The organism is Nitrospirota bacterium, from assembly GCA_016235245.1.
GTDB lineage: Bacteria > Nitrospirota > Thermodesulfovibrionia > Thermodesulfovibrionales > UBA6898 > UBA6898.
In genome coordinates, this window is sequence record JACRLO010000009.1 from 82,660 (window position 1) to 109,363 (window position 26,704).

Sequence of the window (26,704 nt, forward strand, 5' to 3'; positions counted from 1 at the left end):
AGTTTTGCCTGGTTATCACGGAGGTTGCAGAGTACTTGTGAATGTGCAGGGAAAATGCTGGTGGGAATCAGAGGCATTGCTGGTCGGGTGGTAAACTTTCGCTGAAATAGTGAAAGGACATTTAACTGGAGGGTAAATAATGTCGAAAAGATCATCTACGAAGCTCAAAAGAGGGACAATACCTCAATATATCGTTTCCATTCGTAAGATCGAAGAACTGACGGGACAGAACTTCCTTTCGGCACTAAAGAAAGACATCCCGGATTCACTTGAGACGACACAGCCGGAAATGTGGCAGTAGCGATCTCCCTCTATGGGGAGGGGAATGAGATGAATGCCAGCGATGGAACACCAAGAAGAGCAATAATGTATTATCACACTAATTCAATGGGTCCGGATATAGACGCCTTGAAAGCCGGCTTTAAAAAGTGTGGCGACCTTGCCCAAAAACGTGGTGTTACGCAAGCTGGTCTGGCTGTACCAATAAAAAGCACTTTAGATGGTGTAATTAGCGGCGTATTAGGAGATGAAGCTGTAGGCCTCTTGCAACGAAATAGAGTTCTTGATCTAAATGGATTTTATATCCATCTGATCACAAAACGCGTAACGCCCCGAAGGTTCTCAGGCCCTGTTCTTGCCGTTTACACAACAATCGAGCAGATTGTAACTATTGCGAACTCGTCATACTGCAAAGGATTAATTTATGTCCCTTGGGCTGAGGATGAATTAGGTCAGTTTTGCAGGCGCTATCAGTCAGAAGAAATACCATATGTTACAAAAGGAGGGATCGGAAATGGCATTGATGACTAAGGGAGATCTTTACTTTAAGGATTATCAATGGAAAGCGTACGCTGGAGATAATCCTGAAGTAACGGGTGAACCTGATAGCACTTTGTTCAATCGGCATGAAGGCTATGAGGTCCTGTATTTGATCAATAAGATTGCGGCAAGAAACGTTTTTAAGCAAAAAGCGTCTGGGACAAAGCTGGAGAAAATGATCCGCTACGAATTGCCGTCAGATGTTCGTGGCCAGGAGCGAGTCGTGAACTGGTTAGAAAACAATTGGGACAAATCAAAATACTAAGGCATATTGCAATTGACGAGCTGTGAATAAAGTCACTGCGACACCACAGGGTGTATCAATTATCAATTTGAAACCAGTCAATTCTGAAAATCAGGAGGCAATAAATGCCCGGTAGCTATGCACACATTACTCTTGTAAATGAGGCATCTGAGAAAAGACGCCTTAAGAAGATGGCTGGATTTCCAATTGAGGCAATCGATGCTGCAGGCCTCCATGCCAAGTTTCTGGAACTGGGATGCATCAGTCCCGACTATCCCTATCTGGACATTACTTCAGCAGATTCTAAAAAGTGGGCTGACGCCATGCACTATGCCCATACAGGTCAGGCTATATTTATAGGTGCTGAGCTTGTTCGTGCTCTTCCGGCCGGTATTCCAAAGGATAAGTGCCTGGCCTGGCTCATGGGCTACACTGCCCATGTGGTGACCGATATGTGTATTCATCCTGTTGTTGAGCTTAAAGTGGGACCATACAAGGGAAATGAAACGCCTCATAGGCGCTGTGAGATGCATCAGGATGCCTACATATTCAGTCGAATGGGTACCGGGATGCCCCAGACCGCTCAGCATATCAGATCTACGATACTTAAATGCGGAGATCAGAACGACCCTGAGTGTTTAGACCCAGATGTCAAAAACCTATGGGAGGAACTTCTCAGGAAGGTTCACCCCGAAATCTTTAATAGTGATATGCCTGACCTGGATAAATGGCATAAGCGGTGTTACAACATTCTGGAGCAGCTTCTGCCTACATCCGGCCGGCTAATTGGCTTTGCACGGCATGCCTGTAATAGAAATGGTCTCCTATATCCTACCCCTGAGGAGATAGAGATGGGAGAGTATATCGACAATCTCAGGGTGCCATCAAACGCAGGCCGCCAGGAGATGCATATGCATTACGACATGATATTCGATTGGGCGACTGAGCAGGTCCAGAAGGTTTGGCTAAATGTCACTCAATATGCCTTGGGAGAATCGGATTCATTACCCTTCTATAAAGATGAATGGGACCTTGATACAGGAAGAAACAAGAGTGCCTCAGCAGCGCCTCTTGTGTTCTGGGAGGTGGCTTGATATGAAATACTTGAGAACGGTCATATTGCTTATCGTTACAGTCTCACTGGCCTCCGGCTGCGCATTCTGCCCGCCAATTGATCCCAAGCAGAAGCTGATTATGCAGTTCGACGATTCTATGATTCCGCTTGCCAAGTCGGTCGAGGTCACGGTGGGCAAGCTGTCACCGGATGCAAAGGACCAGGCGATATTCGATGAAGTTATCAAGAGAAGTGGCGATCCCGGCCTGACAAAACCCTTTGCCGGGTATCTGTTAAGGGCGAGGATAGAGGGTGATACAGCCGTTATTCTCCTTTGTTATCCTGACGGTAAAGAGGGAATCATTGAGGATGTGACCTGCACAACGAGACCTGATATGCATCGTCCATCGAAGTCTCCATGTGAATACATGCTTGATGTTAAGAAGGTTTGTGCAACTCGATAGTAATCTTATTTTGATTAAACGAAGGATAATAGGGGGGACATTGAAGAAGATTCTGATTGTAGACGATGATGAGCATGTTCGGGCCTTTGTTAAGGCTCTATTTGTGAGAGAAGATTTTATTACTACTGACGCTTCCTGTGGCGTAAGCGCAATCAAGAATTTCGAGTCCAATCAACCGGATGTCGTCATCATCGATCATGACATGCCGCACATGAGTGGGGTAGAGGTCCTGAAGGAACTCAAGAAAATAGCCCCTGATCTGCCGGTTGTCATGTTCACCGGATCGGGTAATGAGGCATTAGGCGAAGCAGCAATCCGCGCAGGAGCCTCTGATTTTATTCGTAAGCCCGCTGATAACAATGTCATTATAGCTGCTGTCCAAAAAGCCTTGGGAAGTTCAGGCATACCTATGGATCATCGCACGGCATGATTCCGTTACCCACGTATGATCAGGTCTCGGCACATCAAAGTTCTGCTCAAGACGATTTAGAGCTACCAGTGCAGGCCTCTCGGCCTTATACTGCTGACGCTTATATCCAACTCTTGGCTCTTAACCCTTCCTGCTTTATCAGTCTTGCAACTCGCTTCTTGTTGCAACGCTCCCCTGTCTCCCGCAGATCCCTTGTTATTCGGGGGCTGCCATAGGAACAATCGCTTGCCATATGAAGTTTCTGAATTAAGCCGACCAGTCGCCGATCTTCTTTTTTGACATAGACACCTCCTCTGTTGCTTCCAATTCTACCTTTAATTGTGTCTATCAAACCGGGGAAACTCCACATAGTTGAATACAGATATTGGCTCCAAAGCAGGTAAATTCACTACGCTGACTGACATCAATTATCTCTGCGATTTCTCGGCTCCTGGAATTTTGGCCCCACTTCATTTTTTTTGATAAAGAAACCTCCATTCGCACTTGACAATCACCTCCTAAAAACTTAATACGCAGTATGAATACCTGTAAGGAGGTCAATATGAACGAGATGAAGGTCAACGAACTGAGAGCAGGTTATGAAATCACCGCTATCTTCACAGTCAAATCATTAATCAGGAAGAGGAGCAGAAATGACAGAGATTACTTGGTCTTTGAGCTAACGCGGGATACATGTGTTATTAATGGCTACCTATGGTCCGCACTCCAAATGGGCAATAAGATCAGGCCAGGATGTCACGTAAAGGTAAAAGGGTATGTAAAAAGCCTGAACAACACAACCCTGATTGTGATCAAACAGATACGAATAGCGACGGAATTGGAGGCAAACGATAATGAGATTGGCTGCTACCTGAAGACAACTGGGGAAAAAGCAATGAAAAGGACAGAACAGCTTCACCTTTGGAGGGATAGTGAAGAGGATGTGGCCTGAGTGACGAAATTAAGGATTCTGTAAGGACAAGAGAGGGAGGAATGTACATGCGCATCAAGAAAGAAAATTATGATAACTTCGAGGAGCTATACGAGATGCTTGACGAAGAAACAAAAAGACTGATTCTGGGTGAGTTCATGAAGACGGGCAACAAAAAAAGTGATGAATCCCATGATCGACTGACATATCAAGGAGGAAGAAGAAGCATGAACACAGGAACGATCTGCGAACTGATGATAGCCTTACTCTATCTCATCAAAATTATCTTCCATTAGAAGGGCAGAGGAAGATAGCAAGTTGGGGATGGAACAAGCTGTGTTAAGAAATATCCGGAATCCAGCCAGAAATAGGTGAACTTCACAAAACCTGGCTAGCCATAGATTTCCTGTCAGGTTTTGTGAAATTCATGCCAAGTTGTGTTGCAATCAAAGCGCCTTTTCTTCATGAAAGATCTCAAAAACAACCTTATCCAAGAAAATTCTGAAAAAATGCCGTGCTCGATGCATTTATATGTATAGGAAGGCGTACAAAATCGAGTACAGGAGGAAAAGATGAGAAAAGGGTTATTAATGACTGGCAGAGACATGACCTTGCTGAAGCACCTGTCGGTGGGGCCCACGACCAGAAAAAGTATCTTCTCGAATATTTTCGAGGTGAAGGAGTCAAATAAGAAGACTCGTGAGAGGGTCATGTTGAGGCGACTCGCCAAACATGAGCTGGAGGGCCTCATCAAGTCCGCAACCTGTCCGAATGTTAAGGACACAATCTATTTTCTCACAAAGAAAGCGGCACCTATCGTTGCATCACATTATGGCATGGAACTTTCCAATATCTGGGTGAATTATAGTGAGAAGACCATTGAGCATGACCTATACACCTCAGGATGTGCGAAGAAAATCATTAAAGAGGCCGAAGAGAAGAAGATGTTTAAACTTAACGCCCTCGTGCTCGAATGTGGCCTAAAGAACGGGAAACTGAAGAAAGGAGTTTATTTTCCTGACATTCTTTTCGGTATCGATGGACCGGGAAGATTGAATATATTTTATCTTGAGATGGACTGCGGTACAGTTTGTCGTCGGGATTTCATTGGCAAGATCAACTATTTCAAAGACAGGGTCCTTGTTATTACAAAGACATTGGCAAGAATTGACCTACTCATGTGGTACCTCCGGGCAGAGAAGATCAGCGGACCGGTTTTTTTCTCAACATATAAGAACTTCTCGGACAACAGCTTTCTGACGTGCACGTGGTATTCAAATTCCTCGAAGGAACCGACCGTTATCAAAATATATTAGGCCAAAGAAAGGAGTCACATGAAAAAGATCACTAAAGAGCAAAAAACGCAAAGAGAGGCAAAACTGCAGAAGGAGGTAATGAAGGTTGCAAAAGTAGTCAAGGTCAGCAGTGTGAGCCAGAAGATCAGGTGTATTAGCTACTCGATCTGGACTATCGATATGTGTGAGCCTGACAGGACCCTGGAATATCCTCATCTCACCGTTATGACGGACATCTCTCCCGATGGCAAAACACATATCAGGCTGCTGAAAATTGAGATCGATACTCTCTGGGCAAGAAAGAAGATACTGAGAAAGATGCTCGGGATGCCAGGTCTTGGGGTCTTGCTATGCGACAAAAGGAGCAGAATCGAGCAGCTCATCGAAGCCTACCCTTCAGTCGCCATGGAAGCAAAGATTATCTCCGACGGAGTCTATTTTGCACTTCATCGAGAATTCCTGATGGGCGGTCTGTTCAAGACAACGTTCAGGGCAACTGATGGTCAGGAAGTAAAATTTCTGCCTGTGAGATTAGGGCCAGAAGGAATCGAGATATTGTCTTTGGCAAATGAGTAGTTCAGGATACGACTGTCTGGTGAGTGGGACGTCTGGTGGTGAATAGATAAAATACAGCAATTTAATGCTGTCGAGGCCTCACAAAGGCTCCCTTCACCGGACGACGCTTCAATCGGGGCTGCACCACAAGAAGAAAAAAGACATCAGCTACAACGAGCAGAGCAACAATGGATAGAATCTCGATCATAAAATTGCCATCCTCCTCTTTGAATGTTGAATAAGATAATATTAATAACAAATACGGGCCTTGTCAATTTGTTGTTTAAGTATACGCCAGGATGGTAAGACTCATATAAGACTGCTCAAAATTGAGCTGGACTCTCGTTGGCCAAGTAAAAAAGTGCTGCAAAAGATGGTCGGAATGTTTGGTCTTGGGATTCTGTTGTGTCCCAATAATTGCAGAATTGAGCAGCTCACAAAAATGTGCCCTGTAGCCGTAAAAGAGACCAAAGTTGTCTCTGACGGTTTATATTTCGCACTATTTCATGAATTTTGGAGGAGTGGTTTTTTGACACTATTTTCAAGGCAGCTGATGGGCAGGCAGTGAAATTTCTGCCTGTGAGGACTGGGCCTAATGGGCTCACATTCCAGTCTGTAACCACATAGCTCACAATTCAGCTATAGGTCGAATGAGCTGACAGATAGCGAAAATTCTCGCAAAAGGTTCATAGCCTAAAAAAAGAGTGGAATCAGTATAAGTCAGGAGAAAAAGGCAATATCCACAGCAAGTTATGTGGGAATTGTATTCACGGTCACGTACAGGGTGCCGAACAGGGTTCAGTATACGATTACGTGCATACTGGCATTTGAAGTGAATATTGACTATTCTCAAAAACTATCATAAGTCAGAGGGTTTTGCGAGCTTGGTATTTCTATTACCTCCTTACCTATATAGGCAGGAGGCGGTCAGTTTTTTTGGCAACCGATATGCTATATTTTATGGGGACATATGGACTATCAGAACCTGAATAATCTGAGAAAAGATAGAACAAGGGGGCATTGAGGTTGAGTTTGGATAATCGTTTTTTCGAGCATCCTATCCTCAATTCTCCATACGAATATCCCGTTCGTCACTGGGAACTTGACGCCAGTGGTCAGCCGACGCAGGAAATTATCGAGAACCGCCGCCTCGCAGAGTTCATCACTCCCATACCCAAGCCAAGAAAGCGCAAGAGTGCCAGCGAACAGCAGCAGATGGTCTTTGATGAGGGCAAAGGGCTCTCGACCCAAAAGCAGCAGTACGACACTACCTCAATAATCAATGCGCTTCGCGGGCATGTTGACAAGTGGCGCAGCATACAAAATCCAAATAACTGGCAGGTTACGCCCGAGACCTCCCGGCTTCTTCAACACTGGCGGCATCATCCGTTCAGCGGCATACGGCCTTTCTTCTGTCAGGTCGAGGCCGTAGAGACAGCCATCTGGCTGACTGAGGTCGCACCGAATGAAAAGGCCGGTAAGGGTTTTCTTGAGCATCTGGTCAACGCCAGCAACGACGCAAACCCGGACTTGATACGACTGGCACTGAAACTGGCTACCGGTGCCGGCAAGACAACTGTCATGGCCATGCTGATTGCCTGGCAGACGATCAATGCTGTGCGTAAACCCAACAGCAAGAGGTTTACACGGGGATTTCTGGTCGTCACTCCTGGACTGACTATCCGCGATCGCCTGCGAGTGCTTCAGCCGAACGATCCGGACAGCTATTACCAGAGCCGGGAACTTGTCCCTGGCGATATGCTTGCCGATCTTGAACGGGCAAAGATCGTCATCACAAACTACCATGCCTTCAAGCTTCGCGAACGGATGGAGTTATCAAAAGGTGGGCGCTCTCTCCTGCAGGGCCGTGGTGAGGAGCTCAATACCCTTGAAACAGAAGGCCAGATGCTGCAACGGGTCATGCCTGGCCTGATGGGTCTCAAAAACATCATGGTGCTTAACGACGAAGCCCACCACTGCTACCGCGAAAAGCCCAACCACGAAGATGAAGCAGAAGAGTTGAAAGGCGATGACAGGAAGGAAGCAGAAAAGAACAATGAGGCTGCCCGTCTCTGGATCTCCGGCCTTGAGATTGTGAGCCGAAAACTTGGGTTGAATCGTATTATCGATCTATCGGCAACGCCATTTTTCCTGAGCGGTTCCGGCTATGCCGAAGGCACACTCTTTCCCTGGACAATGAGCGACTTTTCGCTGATGGATGCCATCGAGTGCGGGATCGTCAAGCTGCCCCGCGTACCGGTTGCCGACAATATTCCCGGCGGTGACATGCCTAAGTTCCGCAACCTTTGGGAGCATATCCGCAAGCGCATGCCGAAGAAGGGCCGGGGAAAGTCCAATGCCCTTGATCCTCTGAGCATTCCTGTAGAACTCCAGACCGCGCTGGAGGCACTCTATGGCCACTACGAAAAGACCTATACCCTGTGGCAGCAGAGCGGCATCAAGGTACCGCCCTGTTTTATTGTCGTATGCAACAATACCTCAACATCAAAACTTATCTACGACTACATATCAGGCTTCCAGAGGGAAAATGAAGACGGGTCTACTGTTCTGGAGAACGGTCGTCTTCCCCTGTTCCGCAATTTCGACGAGCATGGCAACCAGATCGCCCGGCCTCGCACACTGCTGATAGACAGCGAGCAGCTCGAATCAGGGGATGCTCTGGACGATAACTTCCGAAAAATGGCGGAAGATGAGATCAGCCGCTTCAGGCGCGAGATCATCGAACGCACCGGTGACGTTAGGCAGGCAGAGAACCTCACTGATCAGGAACTATTGCGGGAAGTAATGAACACCGTAGGTAAGCAGAACCGCCTTGGCGAATCAATCCGATGTGTTGTATCTGTTTCAATGCTCACCGAGGGTTGGGACGCCAACACTGTTACCCATGTTCTCGGTGTTCGCGCCTTCGGCACCCAGCTTCTGTGCGAGCAGGTCATTGGTCGCGCCCTGCGCCGCCAGTCATATGACCTTAATGAGGACGGACCTGACATTGGTCTGTTCAATGTTGAATATGCGGACGTGCTCGGCATTCCTTTTGACTTCACTGCCAAGCCTGTTATCTCGCCCCCGCAGCCGCCGCGTGAGACCATCCATGTCAAGGCCGTTCGCCCAGAACGCGATCCATTCGAAATCAGGTTCCCGCGTGTTGCAGGCTATCGTGTAGAGCTCCCCGAAGAAAGGCTGACTGCCGAATTCAATGACGACTCTGTGCTGGAACTGACACCGGATATTGTGGGTCCCTCAATTACCAAGAATGCAGGAATCATCGGAGAGGATGTTGATCTCAGCCTGAAGCATCTGGAAGATATGCGCCGCTCCACGCTGCTGTTCCATATTACTCAGCGCCTTCTTTACACCAAATGGCGCGACCCGGGCGAGGAGGCAAAGCTGCACCTGTTTGGCCAGCTCAAGCGGATCACCAAGCAATGGCTCGACACCTGTCTGGTCTGTAAAGGCGGCACCTATCCTGCGCAGCTCATATATCAGGAACTGGCTGACATGGCCTGTGAGCGGATTACTGCAGGCATTACCCGTTCAGAATTAGGCAAGCGTCCCATCAAGGCAGTTCTCGACCCCTATAACCCTGCCGGTTCCACCAGCTACGTAAACTTCAATACATCGAAAATGAGTCGTTGGGAGACAGACGCCAGACGCTGCCACATCAACTGGATTATCCTCGACAGTGACTGGGAGGCTGAATTCTGCAGAGTTGCCGAATCCCATCCCAAGGTTAAGGCCTACGTCAAGAACCACAATCTCGGGCTGGAAGTTCCATATCGCTTTGGTTCCGAGACGCGCAGATATTTGCCTGACTTTATCGTGCTGGTGGATGATGGCCACGGAGAGAATGATCTGCTGCACCTTATTGTCGAAATTAAGGGCTACAGACGAGAGGATGCCAAGGAGAAGAAGTCTACGATGGATGTCTATTGGGTTCCTGGTGTGAATAACCTGAAGAGTTACGGGCGCTGGGCCTTTGCCGAGTTTACCGAGGTGTATCAGATCGAGACGGACTTTGCAAAAAAGGTAGAAGCTGAATTTGATAAGATGCTTGAAAAGCAGTGTTCAAATGAATGAAATCAAAAATAATATGACATTTACCTCTCTGATCGGCTCAATCCGACAGATTCATGATGAACTCGCCGCTCAGGCGAGCCGGGCGGTGAATGTCAGTCTTACGATACGCAACTGGCTGATCGGGTGCTACATAGAGGAATATGAGCTGCACGGTGCAGATAGGGCTAAGTATGGGGATCGGCTTTTGTTGAGTTTGTCGGCTGAGCTGGAAAAACTTAACGTAAGCTCATGCGGGAAACGGCAACTCTATCAATATCTTAGATTTTATCAGACCTATCCTCAGATTGTGCGGTCACTGCCCGCACAATTACAGTATCTTGCCCCACATGGCATGGTAGATGTACAGGAAAAAGTGCAGTCAACAACCGCACTTTTCCAAATTGATCCTCAGATGCTTCTGCAGCGGCTTTCCTATACGCATATCGAGCAACTGATTGCCATCGATAATGACACTAAACGCGCATTCTACGAAATCGAATCTCTCCAGGGCAACTGGTCGGTAAGGGAGCTGAAACGCCAGATTCACAGCCTTTATTATGAACGTTCCGGTCTCTCCTTCGATAAAAAGAAGCTGTCTGAATTAACAAGACAGGAAACTGAATCAGCGAAGTCACAGCTTACTATACGCGATCCCTACATATTTGAGTTTCTGGGATTAAAGCCGAAAGAGGTGATGAGTGAATCCCATCTGGAGGACCAGCTGATTGACAAGATCGAAGAGTTCCTTCTGGAGCTGGGCCACGGCTTCTGTTTTGAGGCCCGACAGAAACGCATCCTTATCGGCGACGAGTATTTTTTTGTTGATCTGGTCTTTTATCACCGTATCCTCAAATGCCACGTTTTGGTGGAGATGAAGCTGGAGAGATTTAGCCAGGAAAACATCGGCCAGCTCAACACCTATGTGAGTTGGTATCGAAAAAATATGATGACCGAGGGAGACAATCCTCCCGTGGGCATGCTGCTCTGCACAGACAAAAATCATGCCCTGGCTGAGTATGCCTTGGCTGGAATGGATAATAATCTCTTTGTATCCAAATATCAGCTGGAGCTGCCAAAGAAAGAAGATATGCAGCGGTTTATTGAGGAACAGTTGAAGAGTGAGGAATGACTCATCATGCGGAAGGGCAAAGGGGCAAAAAAAGTAAAGGCTGAAGGATAAACAATGGCAAAGAAACCAGCGAAAAACAAACTGACCGTCGAAACCCTCAAGCATGAGGATGCGACGCGTAAAAATATTCCCACTGCAGAGCATCAGTCGGTCATGCACGATGTCGAAATGAACCCTATCCGCGTAGCCTATGAGCGGCGAAACCGCGATCTTGACCCGCAATTGGTCTGGAGAGGCAAGGATGAGCAGGACTGGTCTGATCTGATAGTTCATGCCCCACCGCTCTATATACAAGAGAAGGTGCAGCCGAAGGTGTTGATAGACGATCTGATGCGCCGCAGCCAGACAGAGGCAAAAGCTGCCGCATCCCAGGTTGACCTCTTCTCTGACTTCAATGGACTGCCGAGCGAAAGCGCAAAGACCGAGTTCTATCAGCACGATGCTCACTGGGCCAATCGTATGATTCTTGGTGACAGCCTGCAAGTTATGGCGTCTATGGCTGAGAGGGAAGGCCTGCGCGGCAAGGTGCAGATGATCTATTTTGATCCGCCCTATGGCATCAAATTCAACTCCAACTTTCAGTGGTCAACCACCAGCCGGGATGTGAAGGACGGCAACGTTGATCATATAACCCGCGAACCGGAACAGGTGAAGGCGTTCCGGGATACCTGGCGGGATGGGATTCATTCGTATCTCACCTATTTGCGGGATCGGCTGACTGTAGCGCGGGATTTACTGACTAATTCAGGATCTATCTTTGTGCAGATTGGGGATGAAAACCTCCATAGAGTTAGGGCAGTGATCGAGGAAGTATTTGGTGATGAGAACTTCTGCCGCGTCATTACTATTCGAAAAACCGCTGGAGATACAACAGGGATTCTTACATCTCAAGCCGACTATATACTTTGGGCGGCTAAGGATAAATCCCAAGTAAAATATCGTGCTCTTTTTCTCGAAAAGGAGGTTGGTTTCGGTGCTGGTGACCAGTACGACAAAAAACTTTCATTAATAAACCGTAGTGTTAGACGACTGACAAGCGAAGAGAAACTGCGACCTGGACTAATTGACAAAGAATGGGCAATATATCGAACAGCAGACCTAAGACGCCAAGGCTTTAGTAACACGGCTACGATCAACATTGATTTTGAGGGCCGGCAATTTCACCCTGGTGTAACTCGCCAATGGAAGACACCAATCTCTGGCTTGCAACGCCTTAACAAAAGTGATCGGTTGGAATTGGTTGGCAACACATTAGAGTACCGACGTTATTTCGATGACTGGCAGGTTACCGATCTAACGAATATTTGGCTTGACGCTGGCGGCAGTGGATTTGGCGACCAGAAAATTTATGTTGTTCAAACAATTGTGCGTGTTATACAACGCTGTATCCTCATGACAACTGATCCCGGTGACCTTGTACTCGATCCCACCTGTGGCTCTGGAACAACAGCTTATGTCGCTGAACAATGGGGTCGTCGCTGGATTACCATTGACACGTCTCGCGTCGCGCTTGCACTTGCTCGTGCCCGCATCATGGGGGCACGTTATTCATATTATCTCCTTGCCGACTCGCCTGAGGGACAATACAAAGAGGCTGAGGTCACTCGCTCTGTCCCATCAAACCAGCCTACGCGAGGTGATATCAGGCAGGGCTTCGTGTACGAGCGGGTACCTCACATTACTCTCAGGTCCATCGCTAACAATACAGAGATAGACGTTATCTGGGAGAAGTTTCAGGGAATCTTGGACCCGCTGCGCGAGCAGCTCAATAAGGCGCTTAACAAGAAATGGGAAGAATGGGAAATCCCTCGCGAAGCAGATGAGAAATGGTCAGAAAAGGCGAAGACACTGTATGCCCACTGGTGGGAGCAGCGTATAGGTCGGCAGAAGGAAATCGACGCTTCCATTGCTGCGAAGGCTGAGTTCGAGTATCTTTACGATAAACCATACGATGACAAGAAAAAGGTCCGCGTTGCCGGGCCGTTTACTGTGGAAAGTCTGTCACCTCACCGCGTACTGACTGTCGGCGCTGACGACGAGCTGATTGATACAGTGAGCGAATCAAAGGATAGCTACGGTGGAGAACGAGACTTCGTCCAGATGATTCTTGAAAACCTCAAGACCGCTGGCGTGCAGCAGGCACACAAGGAAGACAAGATCACCTTTACATCACTCGCCCCGTGGCCGGGTGACATGGTCTGCGCCGAAGGACGATATGAGGAGTCAGGCAGCGAAAAACGCGCTGCAATCTTCATCGGCCCAGAGTTTGGGACCGTCTCACGCCCCGATCTGGTGGCTGCTGCCCGTGAGGCAGGAGATGCCGGCTTTGATGTTCTCATCGCCTGTGCGTTTAACTACGATGCCCACTCCTCAGAGTTCGACAAACTCGGACGCATCCCAGTTCTCAAGGCGAGGATGAACGCCGATCTGCACATGGCCGATGATCTCAAGAACACTGGCAAGGGTAACCTGTTCGTAATCTTTGGTGAACCTGATATTGATATTCTTGATGCCGAAGACGAACAGATTAAGGTGAAGGTAAACGGCGTTGATGTCTTTCATCCAAATACAGGCGAAGTCCGCAGCGATGGTGCAGAAGGAATCGCCTGTTGGTTCATCGACACGGATTATAACGAAGAAAGCTTCTTCGTCCGCCATGCCTATTTCTTGGGGGCAAATGATCCTTACAAAGCCCTTAAGACTACCCTTAAGGCTGAAATCAACGAAGACGCATGGGCAACCCTGAACAGCGACACCTCCCGCCCGTTTGACAAACCCAAAACCGGCCGCATTGCAGTGAAGGTTATAAACCATTTGGGGGATGAGGTTATGAAGGTGTTTAGGGTTTAAATATCCATCCGGAACTTTTGGGGGGAATAAATGATTCTGGCAGACAACGAAACTAAAGTCGATCTACTGAATAACGAAGCTATCGCTGCGACAATCATTGGATTGTTGAGGGAGCGCCCAGATTGTCCAGTTACCATTGGTGTCCATGGTGACTGGGGGGCAGGCAAGTCAAGCATCTTAGAGATGATTGAGTCTGGGTTTGATAAGCATGAAAAAGTCCTCTGTCTCAAATTCAATGGATGGAGGTTTCAGGGTTTCGAGGATGCGAAGATTGCGCTGATCGAGGGTATTGTGACAGGCCTTATTAAGAAGCGCCCATTAATGACGAAAGCCGCAACAGCAGTCAAAGAAGTTTTTAAACGCATCGATTGGCTGAAAGTTGCGAAGAAAGCCGGAGGTTTAGCAATGACCGCATTCACAGGCATGCCGACACCGGACCAAATAGGCTCCATCGTTAGCACCTTGGAAGGTCTGCTCGCAAACCCTGGCGGACTCGTGACTAAAGAAAACATGTCCTCCGCAATCGACGGCGTGAAGTCGATATTAAAGCCGGACGAAAGCAAAAATGTTCCAGAGGAGGTTGAGGAGTTTCGTAAGGCATTCGATAATCTACTAAAGGATGCCGGCGTCGAGCAACTTGTAGTGTTGATTGATGACCTCGATCGTTGTTTGCCGGACACTGCCATTGAAACACTTGAAGCCATACGGCTGTTTGTCTTTACCTCACGCACAGCGTTCGTCGTAGCTGCTGACGAGGCAATGATCGAGTATGCAGTGCGCAAGCACTTCCCAGACTTACCGGAAACCACGGGGCCACGCGACTACGCCAGGAACTATCTGGAGAAGCTGATTCAGATACCATTTCGGATTCCGGCACTGGGAGAAACCGAAACACGAATCTATGTGACCTTACTGCTTGCGGGTGCAGAGATCGAGGAAGACGATGAGGGTTATGTAGAACTCATTGCAGCCGCCAGGGAACGCTTGAAACGCCCATGGGAAAGCGCGCCATTGGATGCCGCTGCAATTAATGCAGCGCTCGGCGTGAATGCCGAAAAAGCTAATAACGCCTTGATGCTCAGTGATCAGATCGGTCCGATTCTGGCAAGTGGATCGAGAGGCAATCCAAGACAAATTAAACGGTTCCTTAATACACTGCTTCTGCGAAAGAAGACAGCAGATGCGCGTGGTTTCGGCGATGAGATCAAGTTGCCGATACTGGCGAAGTTAATGCTTGCCGAGAGATTTTTGCCCAGTCTGTTTGATCAGATCGCAACCATTGCGGTGACTCATCCGCAGGGGCAATGCATGGACTTGGCGGAGTTAGAGAAGGTCAACGTGGAGGACGGTACCATTGCTCAAAGCGCAACTATACCGACGAAAGCTACTGATAGGAAAGAACCCAAGGCAGCAGAAGTTGCCGCTGTAACAGAGAGCGCCGTTCTTACCGAATGGAAGGCATCGCCAGCAATTATGGCTTGGGGGCGTGTACAGCCATCGGTTGCAGGTACAGATCTTCGCCCCTACTTGTTCGCGACAAAAGATAAAAAGGACTATTTCGGACCAGCATCAGCGCTTGGACATCTTGCGATTGTTGCCGAGAAGCTCTTTGGGCCAAAACTTTCCGTTCAAGCGTTGGAGTCGGAGCTGAAGCAACTGGCTCAGCCCGAAGCGGAGAAAGTATTTGAAGCGGTGCGAACCAAGATCATGAGTGGCGACTCTTTTGATACCAAACCAACTGGGATCGAAGGAATGGTTGTGCTGCTCAAGGCACATCCAAGCTTGCAGAGCAGATTACTCGATTTTCTTCATGCGATACCCAGCAGTAAGTGCGGTCCTTGGATCGTAGGTGGGTGGCAAGGTGTGATCAAGGAATCCGACGCACTTTCCCGTTTCGATCACCTACTCGACGGCTGGTCAAAGGTCACGAACAACTCGATGCTGAAGCATGCAGCACAAGCTGCTATCAAGACGCCGAAAGGAACTCGATAGTGGGAACATCTTCCCCATACGGAGGACCAGGCGGCGGCACGCCACTGGTTCCATCTTGGCTCGGCGCTGACGGCATAGGTGATACACCTGCCGCTCCTGATGGAGTGCCCGGCGCTGACCCGACGACTCCAGCACCCTTACCCCCTGCACCGGAGAATCGCCCCGATATACCTGTGCCGACGTACCCCAATCGGTTCGCCGGTGCACGTAGCAACTTCACTCGCTTTGCTCATTCTGGTGGCAGTGATCGAGCAAGTTTAGGTCGTGCGGTTTCCGGCTACGTGTCTACAGCCTCGGGTGGTGCTCGACAGGCCGCGATGCGCATGGGCGCTTCACGAGGCACCGGAGCTCGGCTGCTGAGTTTTCTTACGGATGTTCAAGCTCGCGGCGCCAGGGAAGCTCTCCGCGCATTGAATCTGGAGGGGTTGGCGGGGCGTCCAATCGATGAAGTCTTCGTCGGGTTGGCTGACTACATATGCCCGAGTGCCGGGACTGTTGACGAAGGCATAGCCCGGGAGGCATTTGTCGAAACGATAATTGAGTTAACAACTCTGGAAGTAACTGACCTGGGCGCACTCACTCCCGATCAGATGCAGACGGTATTCGAGCTGTATGCGACCCATGCCATTGAGGCTCGCTTGTGCAACGACATTGGGGCCAAGCTTGTCACCGTGCCTACTGATGCACAAGCTGCGCTACGCGTCCAGGAACAGTTGCGTGATTTCATTCGCAATGGGGTGAGTGATGCACTGACCGAGGCCCGTGCGGCGAATCCGACATTGACGCAAGATCGCGTCCAATCGTTCGTTGATTCTGTTTATGAGCGAGCTTTCGGCATTCTCCAGGCGCTTGGGGATGCGGAGGCCGACCAATGAAGCGACACCTCCTCGTAGGGCGCTTCGGCCCAGACGATCAGGCCGACATCCCGTATGCTGCCGACGAACAGGTTACGCAACTACAACTTGTCGCAGGCGAGACCTCCCTTGATCACGGGATAGGCGGAGCTCTGGTCATTCTTAAAGGTTTGGGAGTGTTCCCTTCCGAAATCGGACTTGATCTGCTCATTGTCGCCGCCCATGTTCATGCCGCCGATACGAGAATCTCACGAACCGAACAATCTCAAGACTCATGGACACGCGAAATCAGGGTGGTCGTGCCGGTTAGCGATCCTGGTCTCTGGCAGGTTGCTACCCCGACGCTGACCCGGATATTGGAATTCTTGACAGGAGATCGATGGACAGTGGGATTTCGCCGCCGCCCCGATAGGTTTGTCAGTATCACCGCGGTACCAGCTACGCTGCTATCTTCAACGTTCGACTCTATAAGCTTGTTTTCCGGTGGTTTGGACAGCTTGATTAGCGCGGTCGATATCTTAGAGAGTGGTCACTCACCTCTCCTTATTAGTCACGCAGGTGATGGAGCAACCAGCGATGCGCAGAACACACTGTTTGGTAAGTTGAAACAACATTACAGTGCGTTATCGTTTGACCGTCTTCGTGTGTGGATGGCTTTTCAGAATGGGTTGGTGCGGAACGTGAGTTCTGAGAACACAACTCGCGGTCGTTCATTTCTATTCTTCGCCCTCGGTGTCTTTGCGTGCACTGGCCTCGGCTCGAAATTCGTATTGCGTGTACCGGAGAACGGACTGATCGCACTTAATGTCCCATTGGATCCTTTGCGTCTTGGCTCAAATAGCACGAGGACAACTCATCCATTTTACATGGCGAGATGGAACAATTTGCTGGTCGAGTTAGGCATCGATGGCCGCGTCGAGAACCCTTACTGGGATAAGACCAAAGGGGAGATGGTAGCTGCATGCGCGAACGGTCCTTTGTTGGAGACACTCGTTGCTGACTCCCTGTCGTGTTCATCGCCATCCAAAGGCCGATGGAAGGGGCACGGCATTGAGCATTGTGGCTATTGTCTGCCCTGTTTGATTCGTCGTGCTGCACTCGATGCGGCCTGGGGTCATGGCCGTGATTCTACTGTCTATACTATACCCGATCTTCGAGCTCATCCTCTGGATACGCGTGAGTCGATTGGCAAACAGGTGCGCTCATTTCAAGTTGCAATTGAGCGGCTGCGTGGAAATCCAGATTTAGCAAGGCTGCTCATTCACAAGCCGGGACCGCTCACTGATGAGATCTCACGGCTCGATCAATTGTCCAATGTTTATCTGCGCGGCCTCAACGAAGTCGCTCAACTAATCGATGGCGTGGAAACGAGACCGAGCTGATGTCGGATAATTTATGATCGCAACAAATGGCCTTGTGGACTTTCACTGCCATCTTGATTTGTACCCCAATTATCCATCGGTCGTTATGGAGTCAGACAACGCTGGCGTGTATACGCTTGCTGTGACGACAACTCCAAGAGCATGGGCACGCAACAATAAATTGGCTCAGGCAACACGCCATGTGCGAGCTGCGCTTGGACTTCATCCTCAGCTTGTCGACAAGCTCGCAGACGAGATTACTCTTTGGGAATCACACCTTGGTGAAACACGCTATGTCGGAGAGGTGGGATTAGATGCCGGACCACGCTTCTATAAGTCGTTAGATTTGCAAAAACAAGTCTTTGAGCGGATGTTACGCCTATGTGCAGCTGCTGGCGACAAAGTCATCTCAGTACATAGTGTTCGGGCTGTTAAGATGGTTTTGGATCATATAGAATCATTTCTACCTTCCAGTCGAGGAAAGGTAGTTCTCCACTGGTTTACAGGTACTAAAGCAGAAGCACAGCGTGCTATAGATATGGGTTGCTATTTTTCGGTTAACGCTGCGATGCTTGATAATGCTCGTTATGCAGCGGTAGTTGCTGTTGTTCCCTTCGAGAGGCTACTGACAGAGACAGATGGACCGTTCACAACAACTGCAGGTCGTAACTCAAAGCCTGCTGACGTAGCTGCAGTTGTTGAGACGTTGGGGCAAATGCTGGGTCTACCAGCGATAACAATTGTGGAGCGAATTCGAGAAAATCTTCATAAATTGCTCGCATAGGGTTGGAAGAGAGTGAAATGATGGAATTCCGCATAGCCGACACATTCACCGATAGCTTGGCAAAACTGACAGGAGAAGAACAGAAGGCCGTGAAGAACACGGCCTTTGACCTGCAACTGAATCCTGCCAATCCCGGCATGCAGTTTCATGAGCTCGACAAGGTGAAAGACAGGCAGTAGAAATAGGCGTGTGGTGTGAAAAGTGACGATGCGATTCAGCGTTGTCGATACCGATATCTATATGGTAGATTGAAATAGTGATAATAACTTAAGAGTGAGCAAAGGAGGTCTGCATGCTTAAGCAAACGATTCAATACACATCACCTCTGGATGCGTTGGTTGCGGTGGCCAAGCGGCTGAATTCCTTCGAAAATAAGCAGCAGATGGGATCAGAGGAGTTTTTTGACCAATACAGCCGTGGAAAACTGTCGGATGAGGCAGTGTTTGTTGAGTGGGCTAATGATTACCGACACTATCTGCATCTTCATCAGGAATTAGAAAAAAAGCTGCAAAATGCTGCATAAGGTTCTGTCTGCTTATCTGGATCGTGTTGAACGCGCAATTCTCCAGTGCCGCAATGCGTATGTTGAGATTTACACAGAGGAAATACTGACACCGGAACGGGCCAGTCTTCGGATTCGTCTCCGGTTTGAACAGGGTCATCTTCTGGAAATCAACGAAGCCGTAGTTATTGTGGATAACAAGCTTGTTCCCCTTGATTATCGTTATCATTGCCAGGATGAACAAAATCGTTTGATTTTTCGCTATGACAGTACGCCTCACTTTCCTGACTTGCCGGGTTTTCCTCATCACAAACATCTGCCTGACGACGTAATTGCCTCTGAGCGTCCCGATATTGAGCGGGTTGTGCAAGAATCCATGAAAGCAGCTGAATAGATAGTCCTATGCAATTCCGCATCGCCGACACATTCACCGATAGCTTGGCAAAACTGACAGGAGAAGAACAGAAGGCTGTAAAGACCACGGCCTTTGACCTGCAACTGAATCCTGCCAATCCCGGCATGCAGTTCCATAAGCTCGACAAGGCTAAGGATAAGAACTTCTGGTCGATTCGGGTCAACAGCGATATCCGAATGATCGTTCACAAAACCAGCGAAAGTCTGCTCCTGTGCTACGTGGCCCATCATGATGACGCCTACCGCTGGGCTGAAAAACGCAAGCTGGAGATCCATCCCAAGACCGGAGCGGCTCAATTGGTAGAGATTCGGGAGACGGTGCAGGAGATCATCATTCCCAAATACGTCGAGGCTGTTCAACCTGTACAATCCAAGCTTCCCTTGTTTGCACATATTTCCGAAGATGCATTGCTCAGCTACGGTGTGCCAGTAGAGTGGATTGAAGATGTCCAAAAGGCTGACGAGGATTCCCTGTTGGCTCTAACCGATCATCTGCCTGGTGAGGCTGCCGAAGCGCTGCTAGATCTGGCAACCGGCGTCACACCGCAAGTATTGCAGCCTGTGGCTGCCGATATTGGACCATTCGATCATCCTGACGCGCAACGCAGGTTCCGAGTGATGAATAACGTTGAAGAACTGGAAGCAGCGCTTGAATATCCTTGGGAAAAGTGGGCTGTCTTTCTTCATCCGGCACAGCGGCAGCTTGTTGAAAGAGATTACGGTGGCCCGGCGAGGGTATCGGGATCAGCAGGAACAGGCAAGACCATTGTTGCCCTGCATAGGGCTGTATACCTGACCCGTTCAACCCCCGATGCTCGTGTACTGCTTGCGACGTTTTCAGATACCCTGGCAAGTGCCTTGAGAACAAAACTGAAACGACTGATCGGTAATGAACCACGGCTTGGAGACAGATTGGAAGTGCATGCCATGAATGCAATTGGCAGGCGTCTTTATGAGTTGAATTTTGGTCGGCCACAGGTGGCATCGCGAGAGGTTATAAGTCAGCTTATGCAAGAAGCTGCTGCTACTGTTGAGGGGCAGAAGTTCAGTATGCGCTTTCTGAGGGCTGAGTGGGAACAGGTGGTGGATGCGTGGCAACTGGAAAGCTGGGAGGCGTATCGTGACGTCACCCGATTAGGTCGAAAAACTCGTCTTCCTGAACAGAGGAGGCAGATGCTCTGGTCAATCTTCGAGCAGGTGAGAGCCAAACTGAAGAGTCTCAATCTTGTGACCTATGCCGACATGTTTAGCAGATTGGCAATACGCATTGCAGACAGCAAGAACCCGCCATTTGACTTCACCGTTGTGGACGAGGCCCAGGATATCAATGTGCCCCAATTGCGATTTCTCGCTGCACTGGGCGCCGGAAGTCCCAACGCTCTCTTCTTTGCCGGCGACCTGGGCCAACGGATTTTTCAGCAGCCCTTTTCCTGGAAATCACTCGGTGTAGATATTCGCGGACGTTCAAGAACCCTGCGAATCAATTACCGGACTTCTCATCAGATCAGGATGCAGGCTGATCGCCTGTTGGGACCAGAACTGTCAGATGTTGATGGCAACACAGAAGAACGGCAAGGCACTATCTCGGTGTTTAACGGACCAGAACCGGTCATAATGGTTTTGGACAGTTCGGATAAGGAAATTGCTTCTGTCGGCAAATGGCTTGTCGATCGGATTGGTGAGGGCATCAAGCCCCATGAGATCGGTGTTTTTGTACGATCTGAGGCAGAACTTGAACGGGCCTGCGCAGCTGTTAATCAGGCCGGTCTTGCCTTCAAAGTGCTTGACGAGAATGTGGAAACAGCGAGCGGTTACATATCGATCAGCAGCATGCACCTTGCAAAGGGACTTGAGTTTCGCGCTGTTGTCGTAATGGCCTGCGATGACGAGATCATTCCCCTTCAGGACCGAATCGAAACTGTTTCAGACGATGCTGATCTGCAGGAAGTCTACGACACCGAACGCCATCTTTTGTATGTCGCCTGCACACGGGCCCGGGATCATCTGCTGGTTACGAGCGGCGACGAACCGTCAGAGTTTCTTGATGACTTGAGGATGTGATTATATTATTCCGGAATGACTTAGTTATCTACTGCTCCTTGTTATGATCTCTTGTTGTAGCTATATTTTGTATATATTTGAGGAGTTCCGATGCCGGGATATTTAATTCGGTCATCTTGTTGATAACCTGCATTTGCTCATCAGTAAGCTTCGGAGGCAATACTTCCGTTGTATCGAATAGCGGCTCAATGTCTGCTTTTTCAACTGCTTCCCAATTCCTGATTTTCAAATAGAGTTCTTTATCGATTACTTTAGTTTCATGAAGAAAGCTCCTTCCTTTATTCGCAATTCTGTCAATCTTATTTTTTAATGCTTCTTCTCCAACAATGATTGCGTGAAGGGGTGATTTCTGTTTTCTTCGAAAGAGAAAACAGTTTCCGTCACCATCCTTGACTGCAATTGCATAGATTGGAGACTCTCGACCCATAGTGAACTTTACTAATGATAAAAGAGGTGGAGACAAAAAAATAAGTCGAACTTTATCATTTAGGTCCAGTAACAGATCGACAAGGGACAAATCTGGAAGTAGTGAATATTTTTCAGGGATAATCATTTTAAAAAAATTACCATCACCAAAAGGATTAGCGTTCATATCTTCTATGTAATTTGGATTAAGAGAAAGCAAGGGGGCAATTTTCTTTAGCGTTGAGATAGACAGGGAAGATTCGCCGGCCAAGAACTGTGACAAAGCAGGCTGGGAGATATGAATATTCTTTGCAACCTGAGATTGTCTTATTCTTTGATACTCAAAAAGAGCACGGAAAAGTTTATTTATTTGTTTGTTCATAGCTCATGTCTACGCCATAAAAATGCAATTAATTATAAGCAACTGGACTATATTAAATCAATACTTGACAAAATATAAGCAATTTACTTATATTTTGCTAATAGTAGCAACCATTAATTGAAAGGAGGCAAAGATGATTGACCCTGAAAAAAGCAACACCTTCATCTCCTCGGTGAATTATAGCATTTCCCCAAGGATCGAAGATGAAAACGATGCAATCTGGTTGGCAAGTTCGGCCAAAAAGTATGCCGTTAAGATGTATGGAAAAGAGAACGGTCAAGACGTATTCCACGAAGCCCTGATTTTATTTCGACGAAATCGCCATGCCACCCCTTGGAATGGCCTCATCAAGAAGTATCTTAACGAGGCTGCGAGAAATCTTCGAATTTATATGACCATAGACGAGCTCGCTGTCGATATAGCGGGTGAAGATGATCCTGAGGAAATGGCGGAGCTCTCGGAGATTTTTGGGGCCGTAGCCGCGGCAATAGCGAAATTATCGCCGCGCTGCCAAGAGATCATCCAGCTCCGATATTTCTCGGGCATAACCATCGAAGCGACCGCGAAGCGCTTCGACATGAAAATGGGTGAAGTCTACGCTTGTGAGTGTGCAGCGATTGGCGTGCTCCGGCGACTTCTCCTCGCCCACGCCCCGTGGCCCCGGCAAACAATTGCCGATCTGGGGCCGCTCTTTTCGCGGGAAAAGGAGGCGGCATGAATGAAGTGAGGGACATGAGAGAGGGAAACTGGTGGTGGTGCGAAAACGATTTGATTGATCGCGAGGACCTCGCTGGGCCCGATAAACTCACATACTGCGCACTTTGCCGTTTCGCGAAAGGAGGCAAGTGTTTTCCTTCACGCAAAACTCTTGCAAAAAAAGTTGGAGTCTCGCTCCGAAAAATTATATATGTACTCCAAAACCTGCAAGCAAAAGGCATAATCGGTATCGAGCCGAGAACGGGCGCGGCAGGCGACCGCGAATCAAATCTGTATTTGATATATTCCGCAAAAAAACCCGAAGAAAGCAAAATTGGGGTAGTGCACTGTGTGCACCGCCCCGTGCATGATATGCACCACTGTAGTGCACCGGCAGTGCCAGAGGTGGTGCATATCATGCACCCTAACAAAACAAATAAAAACAATAGTAAAACAACAACAGGCACTCATATCGTAGTTGTTTGCGCGGAGGAAGAAAAAGAATACCACCCCGATGTCGTAATTCCTCTTCTTCCCAGTGAAATATTAGAAGCGGCACAAAAAGTAAATGCATCTAACCCAGAATGGCCAATCGGCAAAATATATCATGCTGCATGGATTCTCGGATGGAAGGAAAAAAATATCAAAGATTTTAAAATCGAGGTGTCTCGAAAAAAATATCTTGAAGGCATAATCAAACATAGCCTCGAACATTTGAAGGATTGCCCAACTCCCTCGCAGGTCCTCGAAACGAATCACCGAAAAGAAAAGAACCGTGCCAAAGTAGAAATTCGCAAACAAGAAGCGACCAAAAAGAGAACTCAAATCGAGGCCGAATTTGCCACTCTATCTGATGCCAAGAAAGAAGAATTTCGCAATAAATTTCGTCGCCGAAATATTGCGTCTCACCCCGAAGCCATAGAGGCCGGTGCACTTGGAGAATTTTCGAAATTTTCGAAGGAGTTAAATCATGGATAAATTGCTGACACCAGAAGAATTTGCAGTCGCACTCGGCATTCAACTGTCAACGGTCTATGCGTGGACTCACGCAAAAACAGTGCCCTATATGAAAGTAGGTCGACTCATTCGTTTCCGCGAAACGGATGTTATGAAGTGGCTTCGTGATCGCAGCCAAGGAACTGATGAGTCTCAGAGTGTCTCAGCAAAGCCTGCGCCAATCAAACCAAAACCTGCAAAGAGCAAATATGGCCATCGAAATAGATTTATTGATGACCTTGTCGAGCGATCAAAGAAGGAGGCCCTCCCATGATATACTTGAACCGGTATTTATAGGCTCCTGATTATCCTTTCGGAAAGGAGGATAACAAGTGAAAGGACTATACAGGAGAAAAAATAGCAGTTTTTATTGGATGAATTTTACTGCCAATGGACAGTCGTATCAGAGATCTACGGGGACTTCTGACAAGGCCTTGGCTGAGAAAATTCTACAACGGGTCAATGCTGAAATTATTGCGGGAGTTTGGTTTGATCGAAAGGAAGAGAAAGTTGAACAGCACGCATTTTCCGAACTTGCGGAAAAGTACAAGGCATGGATTCAGTGCCGGTATAAAGCGATCCAGTTTAAGGAAGTTATGATCAAACAGCTCACAGATCGCTTTGGCGATGAGCCATTGAACAACTTCAGCACTCACATGCTCGAACAGCTTCAGAGTGATCGGCTGAAGGCTGGCGTGAGGAAGTTTAAGAAGGGGAAGGAGTTCATTGACGCACCGAACAAGCCCTCTACGGTTAATCGCTTGCTTGCTGTTCTCTCTCACATGTTTACCAAAGCCGTTGACTGGAAAATGATGGACAAGACTGTCAAAGACTCTCTTAACGTCAAGATGCTGCCGGAGCACAACAAGCGGCTACGGTATTTATCTCGCGAGGAGTCACAGGCCCTTATCAACGCCTGCGTCGGCATGATAAAATTTGTCGTCATCGTGGCTTTGAATACCGGAATGAGAAAGAGTGAGATCCTGAATCTCATGTGGTCTCAGGTCGATCTGAAGCACGGGTTCATTCTTCTCGACAAGACCAAAAATGGCGAGCGCCGAGAGATCCCCATTAACTCAGTCCTACTTGAAACTTTGCAGGGAATCGTAAGGCGTATTGATGTTCCTTATGTCTTCTGCAACCCCGAGACCGGCAGGCCTTTCACTAAGGACTGGAAAAAGACCTTTCATACAGCACTGAAGAAGGCAGGAATCTACGATTTCAAATTCCATGACCTGCGGCATACCTTCGCAAGTCAGCTTGTCATGGCAGGCGTGGATCTCGTGACGGTCAAGGAGTTGCTCGGACATAAGGATATTAAGATGACCCTTCGGTATGCACACCTTGCACCAAGCCACAAGGTGAAAGCAGTCGAGATGTTGGCCCAGGAAGGGCAAAATTCTTACAGTTTTCTGACAGTCAAGGATGAGAGGAAAGCTTCAACCGCGTAAGTCATTGATTTTAATGGTGGAGCTGATCGGGATCGAACCGACGACCTCTTGAATGCCATTCAAGCGCTCTCCCAACTGAGCTACAGCCCCACAGGTCTGATAATATAACGATTTGCAGGTAATCTTTGCAACCTGTCAGCAGGTGACTGTGCATGGACAGAGAGATACAGAGAATAAAAGACCGGCTTGGATAGTCTCCAGGCCGGTCTTCAATGTTCTTAATGCTATTTGTCGCAGGGACCGATATGTTTACCCTTCATGGTCATCTTCATGTTCATATCCTTGCCGCCCTGTTTCATGGTCATCTCCATGTTACCGTCGTAGGTGTCGCCAGCATACGTGATCGTGCCTTTGCCGCTCGTGTCCTTGCATACCGCTTCCCAGGATACGGTATTGCCGCTGACGTTAACGTCCTTCATGGTGCAGTCTTTCTGGTCAGCGTTCTTCGGCACATAGTCCGTCTGTTTGAGGCAGGTAGTGAAGGTCTGTGGTTTCATCATGCCGGCAGGCATACCCTTCATCTCGACCGTAGAGGTGATCTCCCACTTGCCTTCTTTCATGTTTACACCCTTTACAGCCGCAGCAGGCTTTTCTGCCGGAGCAGAACCCTCCGGTTTTTTGCCGCAGCCGAACGAGATCAGCCCCAGCGCGACCAGACCAACAACTGCCAATAACCCTTTTGTAATCTTCATGGTATTCTCCTTTTCTTCCGGTCTCAGATAATTTGTGCATCCATTATACTGGATAGACATCTTTGAGAGAAACCGTTTTTATTTCAGCAGATCAGCAGGCTTCGGTCATTGGTTGAGGAGGTCTTTTTCACCGAAACGAAGGAGATGGTTTTAGGTATGTACACAAGGAAGGGGAGACAGTCTGTCTCCCCTTCCTCTGTATGGCTGCTCTGTCTTTTGGTTTCTTTGTTGTCTTAATTGCTCTTGGCTGCTGCCTCAGCGGTCTCTTTTGCCGCTACGGGAGACGA

At 48.4% G+C, this 26,704-nt stretch carries 28 protein-coding genes and 1 tRNA gene; 25 read left to right on the forward strand and 4 right to left on the reverse strand.

What is annotated here, in order from left to right:
* Window positions 1–139: 139 nt before the first annotated feature.
* The 6 genes from HZB31_04575 (at window position 140) to HZB31_04600 (ending at window position 3,011) form a co-directional block, all read left to right on the forward strand.
* Entirely contained in the window at window positions 140–301 is a 162-nt protein-coding gene (locus HZB31_04575) for a hypothetical protein (protein ID MBI5847214.1), read from the forward strand.
* Entirely contained in the window at window positions 292–810 is a 519-nt protein-coding gene (locus HZB31_04580) for a hypothetical protein (GenBank protein MBI5847215.1), read from the forward strand. The genes HZB31_04575 and HZB31_04580 overlap by 10 nt, the downstream gene beginning before the upstream one ends.
* The gene (locus tag HZB31_04585) at window positions 794–1,084 is read left to right on the forward strand and encodes a hypothetical protein (protein ID MBI5847216.1); all 291 of its coding nucleotides are present in this window, start codon (window positions 794–796) and stop codon (window positions 1,082–1,084) included. The genes HZB31_04580 and HZB31_04585 overlap by 17 nt, the downstream gene beginning before the upstream one ends.
* A gap of 104 nt (window positions 1,085–1,188) precedes the next feature.
* Window positions 1,189–2,157 (forward strand): zinc dependent phospholipase C family protein, encoded by a 969-nt coding sequence (locus tag HZB31_04590; protein ID MBI5847217.1) that lies wholly within the window; start codon window positions 1,189–1,191, stop codon window positions 2,155–2,157.
* A gap of 1 nt (window position 2,158) precedes the next feature.
* Window positions 2,159–2,581 carry a hypothetical protein gene (locus tag HZB31_04595; protein ID MBI5847218.1) on the forward strand — a complete coding sequence of 141 codons (423 nt, stop codon included), beginning with the start codon at window positions 2,159–2,161 and terminating at the stop codon, window positions 2,579–2,581.
* A 40-nt stretch (window positions 2,582–2,621) separates the two neighbouring features.
* Window positions 2,622–3,011 carry a response regulator gene (locus HZB31_04600; GenBank protein MBI5847219.1) on the forward strand — a complete coding sequence of 130 codons (390 nt, stop codon included), beginning with the start codon at window positions 2,622–2,624 and terminating at the stop codon, window positions 3,009–3,011.
* A 100-nt stretch (window positions 3,012–3,111) separates the two neighbouring features.
* On the opposite strand, the gene HZB31_04605 is transcribed toward HZB31_04600, so the two are convergent.
* Entirely contained in the window at window positions 3,112–3,342 is a 231-nt protein-coding gene (locus HZB31_04605; GenBank protein MBI5847220.1) for a transposase, read from the reverse strand.
* Between the two features lie 210 nt (window positions 3,343–3,552).
* Between HZB31_04605 and HZB31_04610 the strand changes: the two genes are divergently transcribed.
* From HZB31_04610 to HZB31_04680, 15 genes are all read left to right on the forward strand, one after another.
* Window positions 3,553–3,942: a hypothetical protein gene (locus HZB31_04610; GenBank protein MBI5847221.1), complete on the forward strand. Its 390-nt coding sequence runs from the start codon at window positions 3,553–3,555 to the stop codon at window positions 3,940–3,942.
* Window positions 3,943–3,989: 47 nt separating this feature from the next.
* Window positions 3,990–4,217 (forward strand): hypothetical protein, encoded by a 228-nt coding sequence (locus HZB31_04615; protein ID MBI5847222.1) that lies wholly within the window; start codon window positions 3,990–3,992, stop codon window positions 4,215–4,217.
* Window positions 4,218–4,493: 276 nt separating this feature from the next.
* A complete protein-coding gene (locus tag HZB31_04620) occupies window positions 4,494–5,237 on the forward strand; it encodes a hypothetical protein (GenBank protein ID MBI5847223.1) in 744 nt (247 codons plus the stop codon).
* Between the two features lie 18 nt (window positions 5,238–5,255).
* On the forward strand, window positions 5,256–5,792 hold the full coding sequence (locus HZB31_04625; protein MBI5847224.1) for a hypothetical protein: 537 nt from the start codon (window positions 5,256–5,258) through the stop codon (window positions 5,790–5,792).
* Between the two features lie 1,011 nt (window positions 5,793–6,803).
* Complete coding sequence (locus tag HZB31_04630; protein ID MBI5847225.1) at window positions 6,804–9,869, forward strand: DEAD/DEAH box helicase family protein; 3,066 nt, start codon at window positions 6,804–6,806, stop codon at window positions 9,867–9,869.
* Window positions 9,862–10,977 carry a DUF1016 family protein gene (locus HZB31_04635; GenBank protein MBI5847226.1) on the forward strand — a complete coding sequence of 372 codons (1,116 nt, stop codon included), beginning with the start codon at window positions 9,862–9,864 and terminating at the stop codon, window positions 10,975–10,977. The genes HZB31_04630 and HZB31_04635 overlap by 8 nt, the downstream gene beginning before the upstream one ends.
* A 54-nt stretch (window positions 10,978–11,031) precedes the next feature.
* Window positions 11,032–13,827 (forward strand): site-specific DNA-methyltransferase, encoded by a 2,796-nt coding sequence (locus tag HZB31_04640; GenBank protein ID MBI5847227.1) that lies wholly within the window; start codon window positions 11,032–11,034, stop codon window positions 13,825–13,827.
* A gap of 30 nt (window positions 13,828–13,857) precedes the next feature.
* Window positions 13,858–15,819, forward strand: coding sequence for an NTPase KAP (locus tag HZB31_04645; protein MBI5847228.1), 1,962 nt, complete (start codon window positions 13,858–13,860; stop codon window positions 15,817–15,819).
* Window positions 15,819–16,694, forward strand: a complete 876-nt coding sequence (locus HZB31_04650) for a hypothetical protein (protein ID MBI5847229.1) — start codon at window positions 15,819–15,821, stop codon at window positions 16,692–16,694. The genes HZB31_04645 and HZB31_04650 overlap by 1 nt, the downstream gene beginning before the upstream one ends.
* The gene (locus HZB31_04655) at window positions 16,691–18,055 is read left to right on the forward strand and encodes a hypothetical protein (GenBank protein MBI5847230.1); all 1,365 of its coding nucleotides are present in this window, start codon (window positions 16,691–16,693) and stop codon (window positions 18,053–18,055) included. The genes HZB31_04650 and HZB31_04655 overlap by 4 nt, the downstream gene beginning before the upstream one ends.
* Before the next feature lie 13 nt (window positions 18,056–18,068).
* Entirely contained in the window at window positions 18,069–18,818 is a 750-nt protein-coding gene (locus HZB31_04660; protein ID MBI5847231.1) for a TatD family hydrolase, read from the forward strand.
* Window positions 18,819–18,835: 17 nt separating this feature from the next.
* Window positions 18,836–18,997, forward strand: a complete 162-nt coding sequence (locus HZB31_04665; GenBank protein ID MBI5847232.1) for a hypothetical protein — start codon at window positions 18,836–18,838, stop codon at window positions 18,995–18,997.
* A gap of 113 nt (window positions 18,998–19,110) precedes the next feature.
* On the forward strand, window positions 19,111–19,341 hold the full coding sequence (locus tag HZB31_04670; GenBank protein MBI5847233.1) for a hypothetical protein: 231 nt from the start codon (window positions 19,111–19,113) through the stop codon (window positions 19,339–19,341).
* Window positions 19,331–19,714, forward strand: coding sequence for a hypothetical protein (locus HZB31_04675; protein ID MBI5847234.1), 384 nt, complete (start codon window positions 19,331–19,333; stop codon window positions 19,712–19,714). The genes HZB31_04670 and HZB31_04675 overlap by 11 nt, the downstream gene beginning before the upstream one ends.
* 8 nt (window positions 19,715–19,722) lie before the next feature.
* Window positions 19,723–21,795 (forward strand): DEAD/DEAH box helicase, encoded by a 2,073-nt coding sequence (locus HZB31_04680; protein MBI5847235.1) that lies wholly within the window; start codon window positions 19,723–19,725, stop codon window positions 21,793–21,795.
* A 28-nt stretch (window positions 21,796–21,823) separates the two neighbouring features.
* On the opposite strand, the gene HZB31_04685 is transcribed toward HZB31_04680, so the two are convergent.
* The gene (locus tag HZB31_04685; GenBank protein ID MBI5847236.1) at window positions 21,824–22,582 is read right to left on the reverse strand and encodes a helix-turn-helix transcriptional regulator; all 759 of its coding nucleotides are present in this window, start codon (window positions 22,580–22,582) and stop codon (window positions 21,824–21,826) included.
* Window positions 22,583–22,715: 133 nt separating this feature from the next.
* On the opposite strand from HZB31_04685, the gene HZB31_04690 reads away from it, so the two are divergent.
* From HZB31_04690 to HZB31_04705, 4 genes are read left to right on the forward strand one after another with little or no spacing between them, the layout of a single operon-like run.
* On the forward strand, window positions 22,716–23,300 hold the full coding sequence (locus HZB31_04690) for a sigma-70 family RNA polymerase sigma factor (GenBank protein ID MBI5847237.1): 585 nt from the start codon (window positions 22,716–22,718) through the stop codon (window positions 23,298–23,300).
* On the forward strand, window positions 23,297–24,256 hold the full coding sequence (locus tag HZB31_04695) for a helix-turn-helix domain-containing protein (protein ID MBI5847238.1): 960 nt from the start codon (window positions 23,297–23,299) through the stop codon (window positions 24,254–24,256). Before HZB31_04690 ends, HZB31_04695 begins: the two co-directional genes overlap by 4 nt.
* The gene (locus tag HZB31_04700; GenBank protein MBI5847239.1) at window positions 24,249–24,548 is read left to right on the forward strand and encodes a helix-turn-helix domain-containing protein; all 300 of its coding nucleotides are present in this window, start codon (window positions 24,249–24,251) and stop codon (window positions 24,546–24,548) included. The genes HZB31_04695 and HZB31_04700 overlap by 8 nt, the downstream gene beginning before the upstream one ends.
* A 58-nt stretch (window positions 24,549–24,606) precedes the next feature.
* Window positions 24,607–25,725 (forward strand): site-specific integrase, encoded by a 1,119-nt coding sequence (locus tag HZB31_04705; protein ID MBI5847240.1) that lies wholly within the window; start codon window positions 24,607–24,609, stop codon window positions 25,723–25,725.
* Between the two features lie 14 nt (window positions 25,726–25,739).
* On the opposite strand, the gene HZB31_04710 is transcribed toward HZB31_04705, so the two are convergent.
* Window positions 25,740–25,815, reverse strand: a tRNA-Ala gene (locus tag HZB31_04710).
* A 134-nt stretch (window positions 25,816–25,949) separates the two neighbouring features.
* Window positions 25,950–26,417, reverse strand: a complete 468-nt coding sequence (locus tag HZB31_04715; GenBank protein MBI5847241.1) for a DUF3617 domain-containing protein — start codon at window positions 26,415–26,417, stop codon at window positions 25,950–25,952.
* Window positions 26,418–26,704 lie beyond the last annotated feature (287 nt).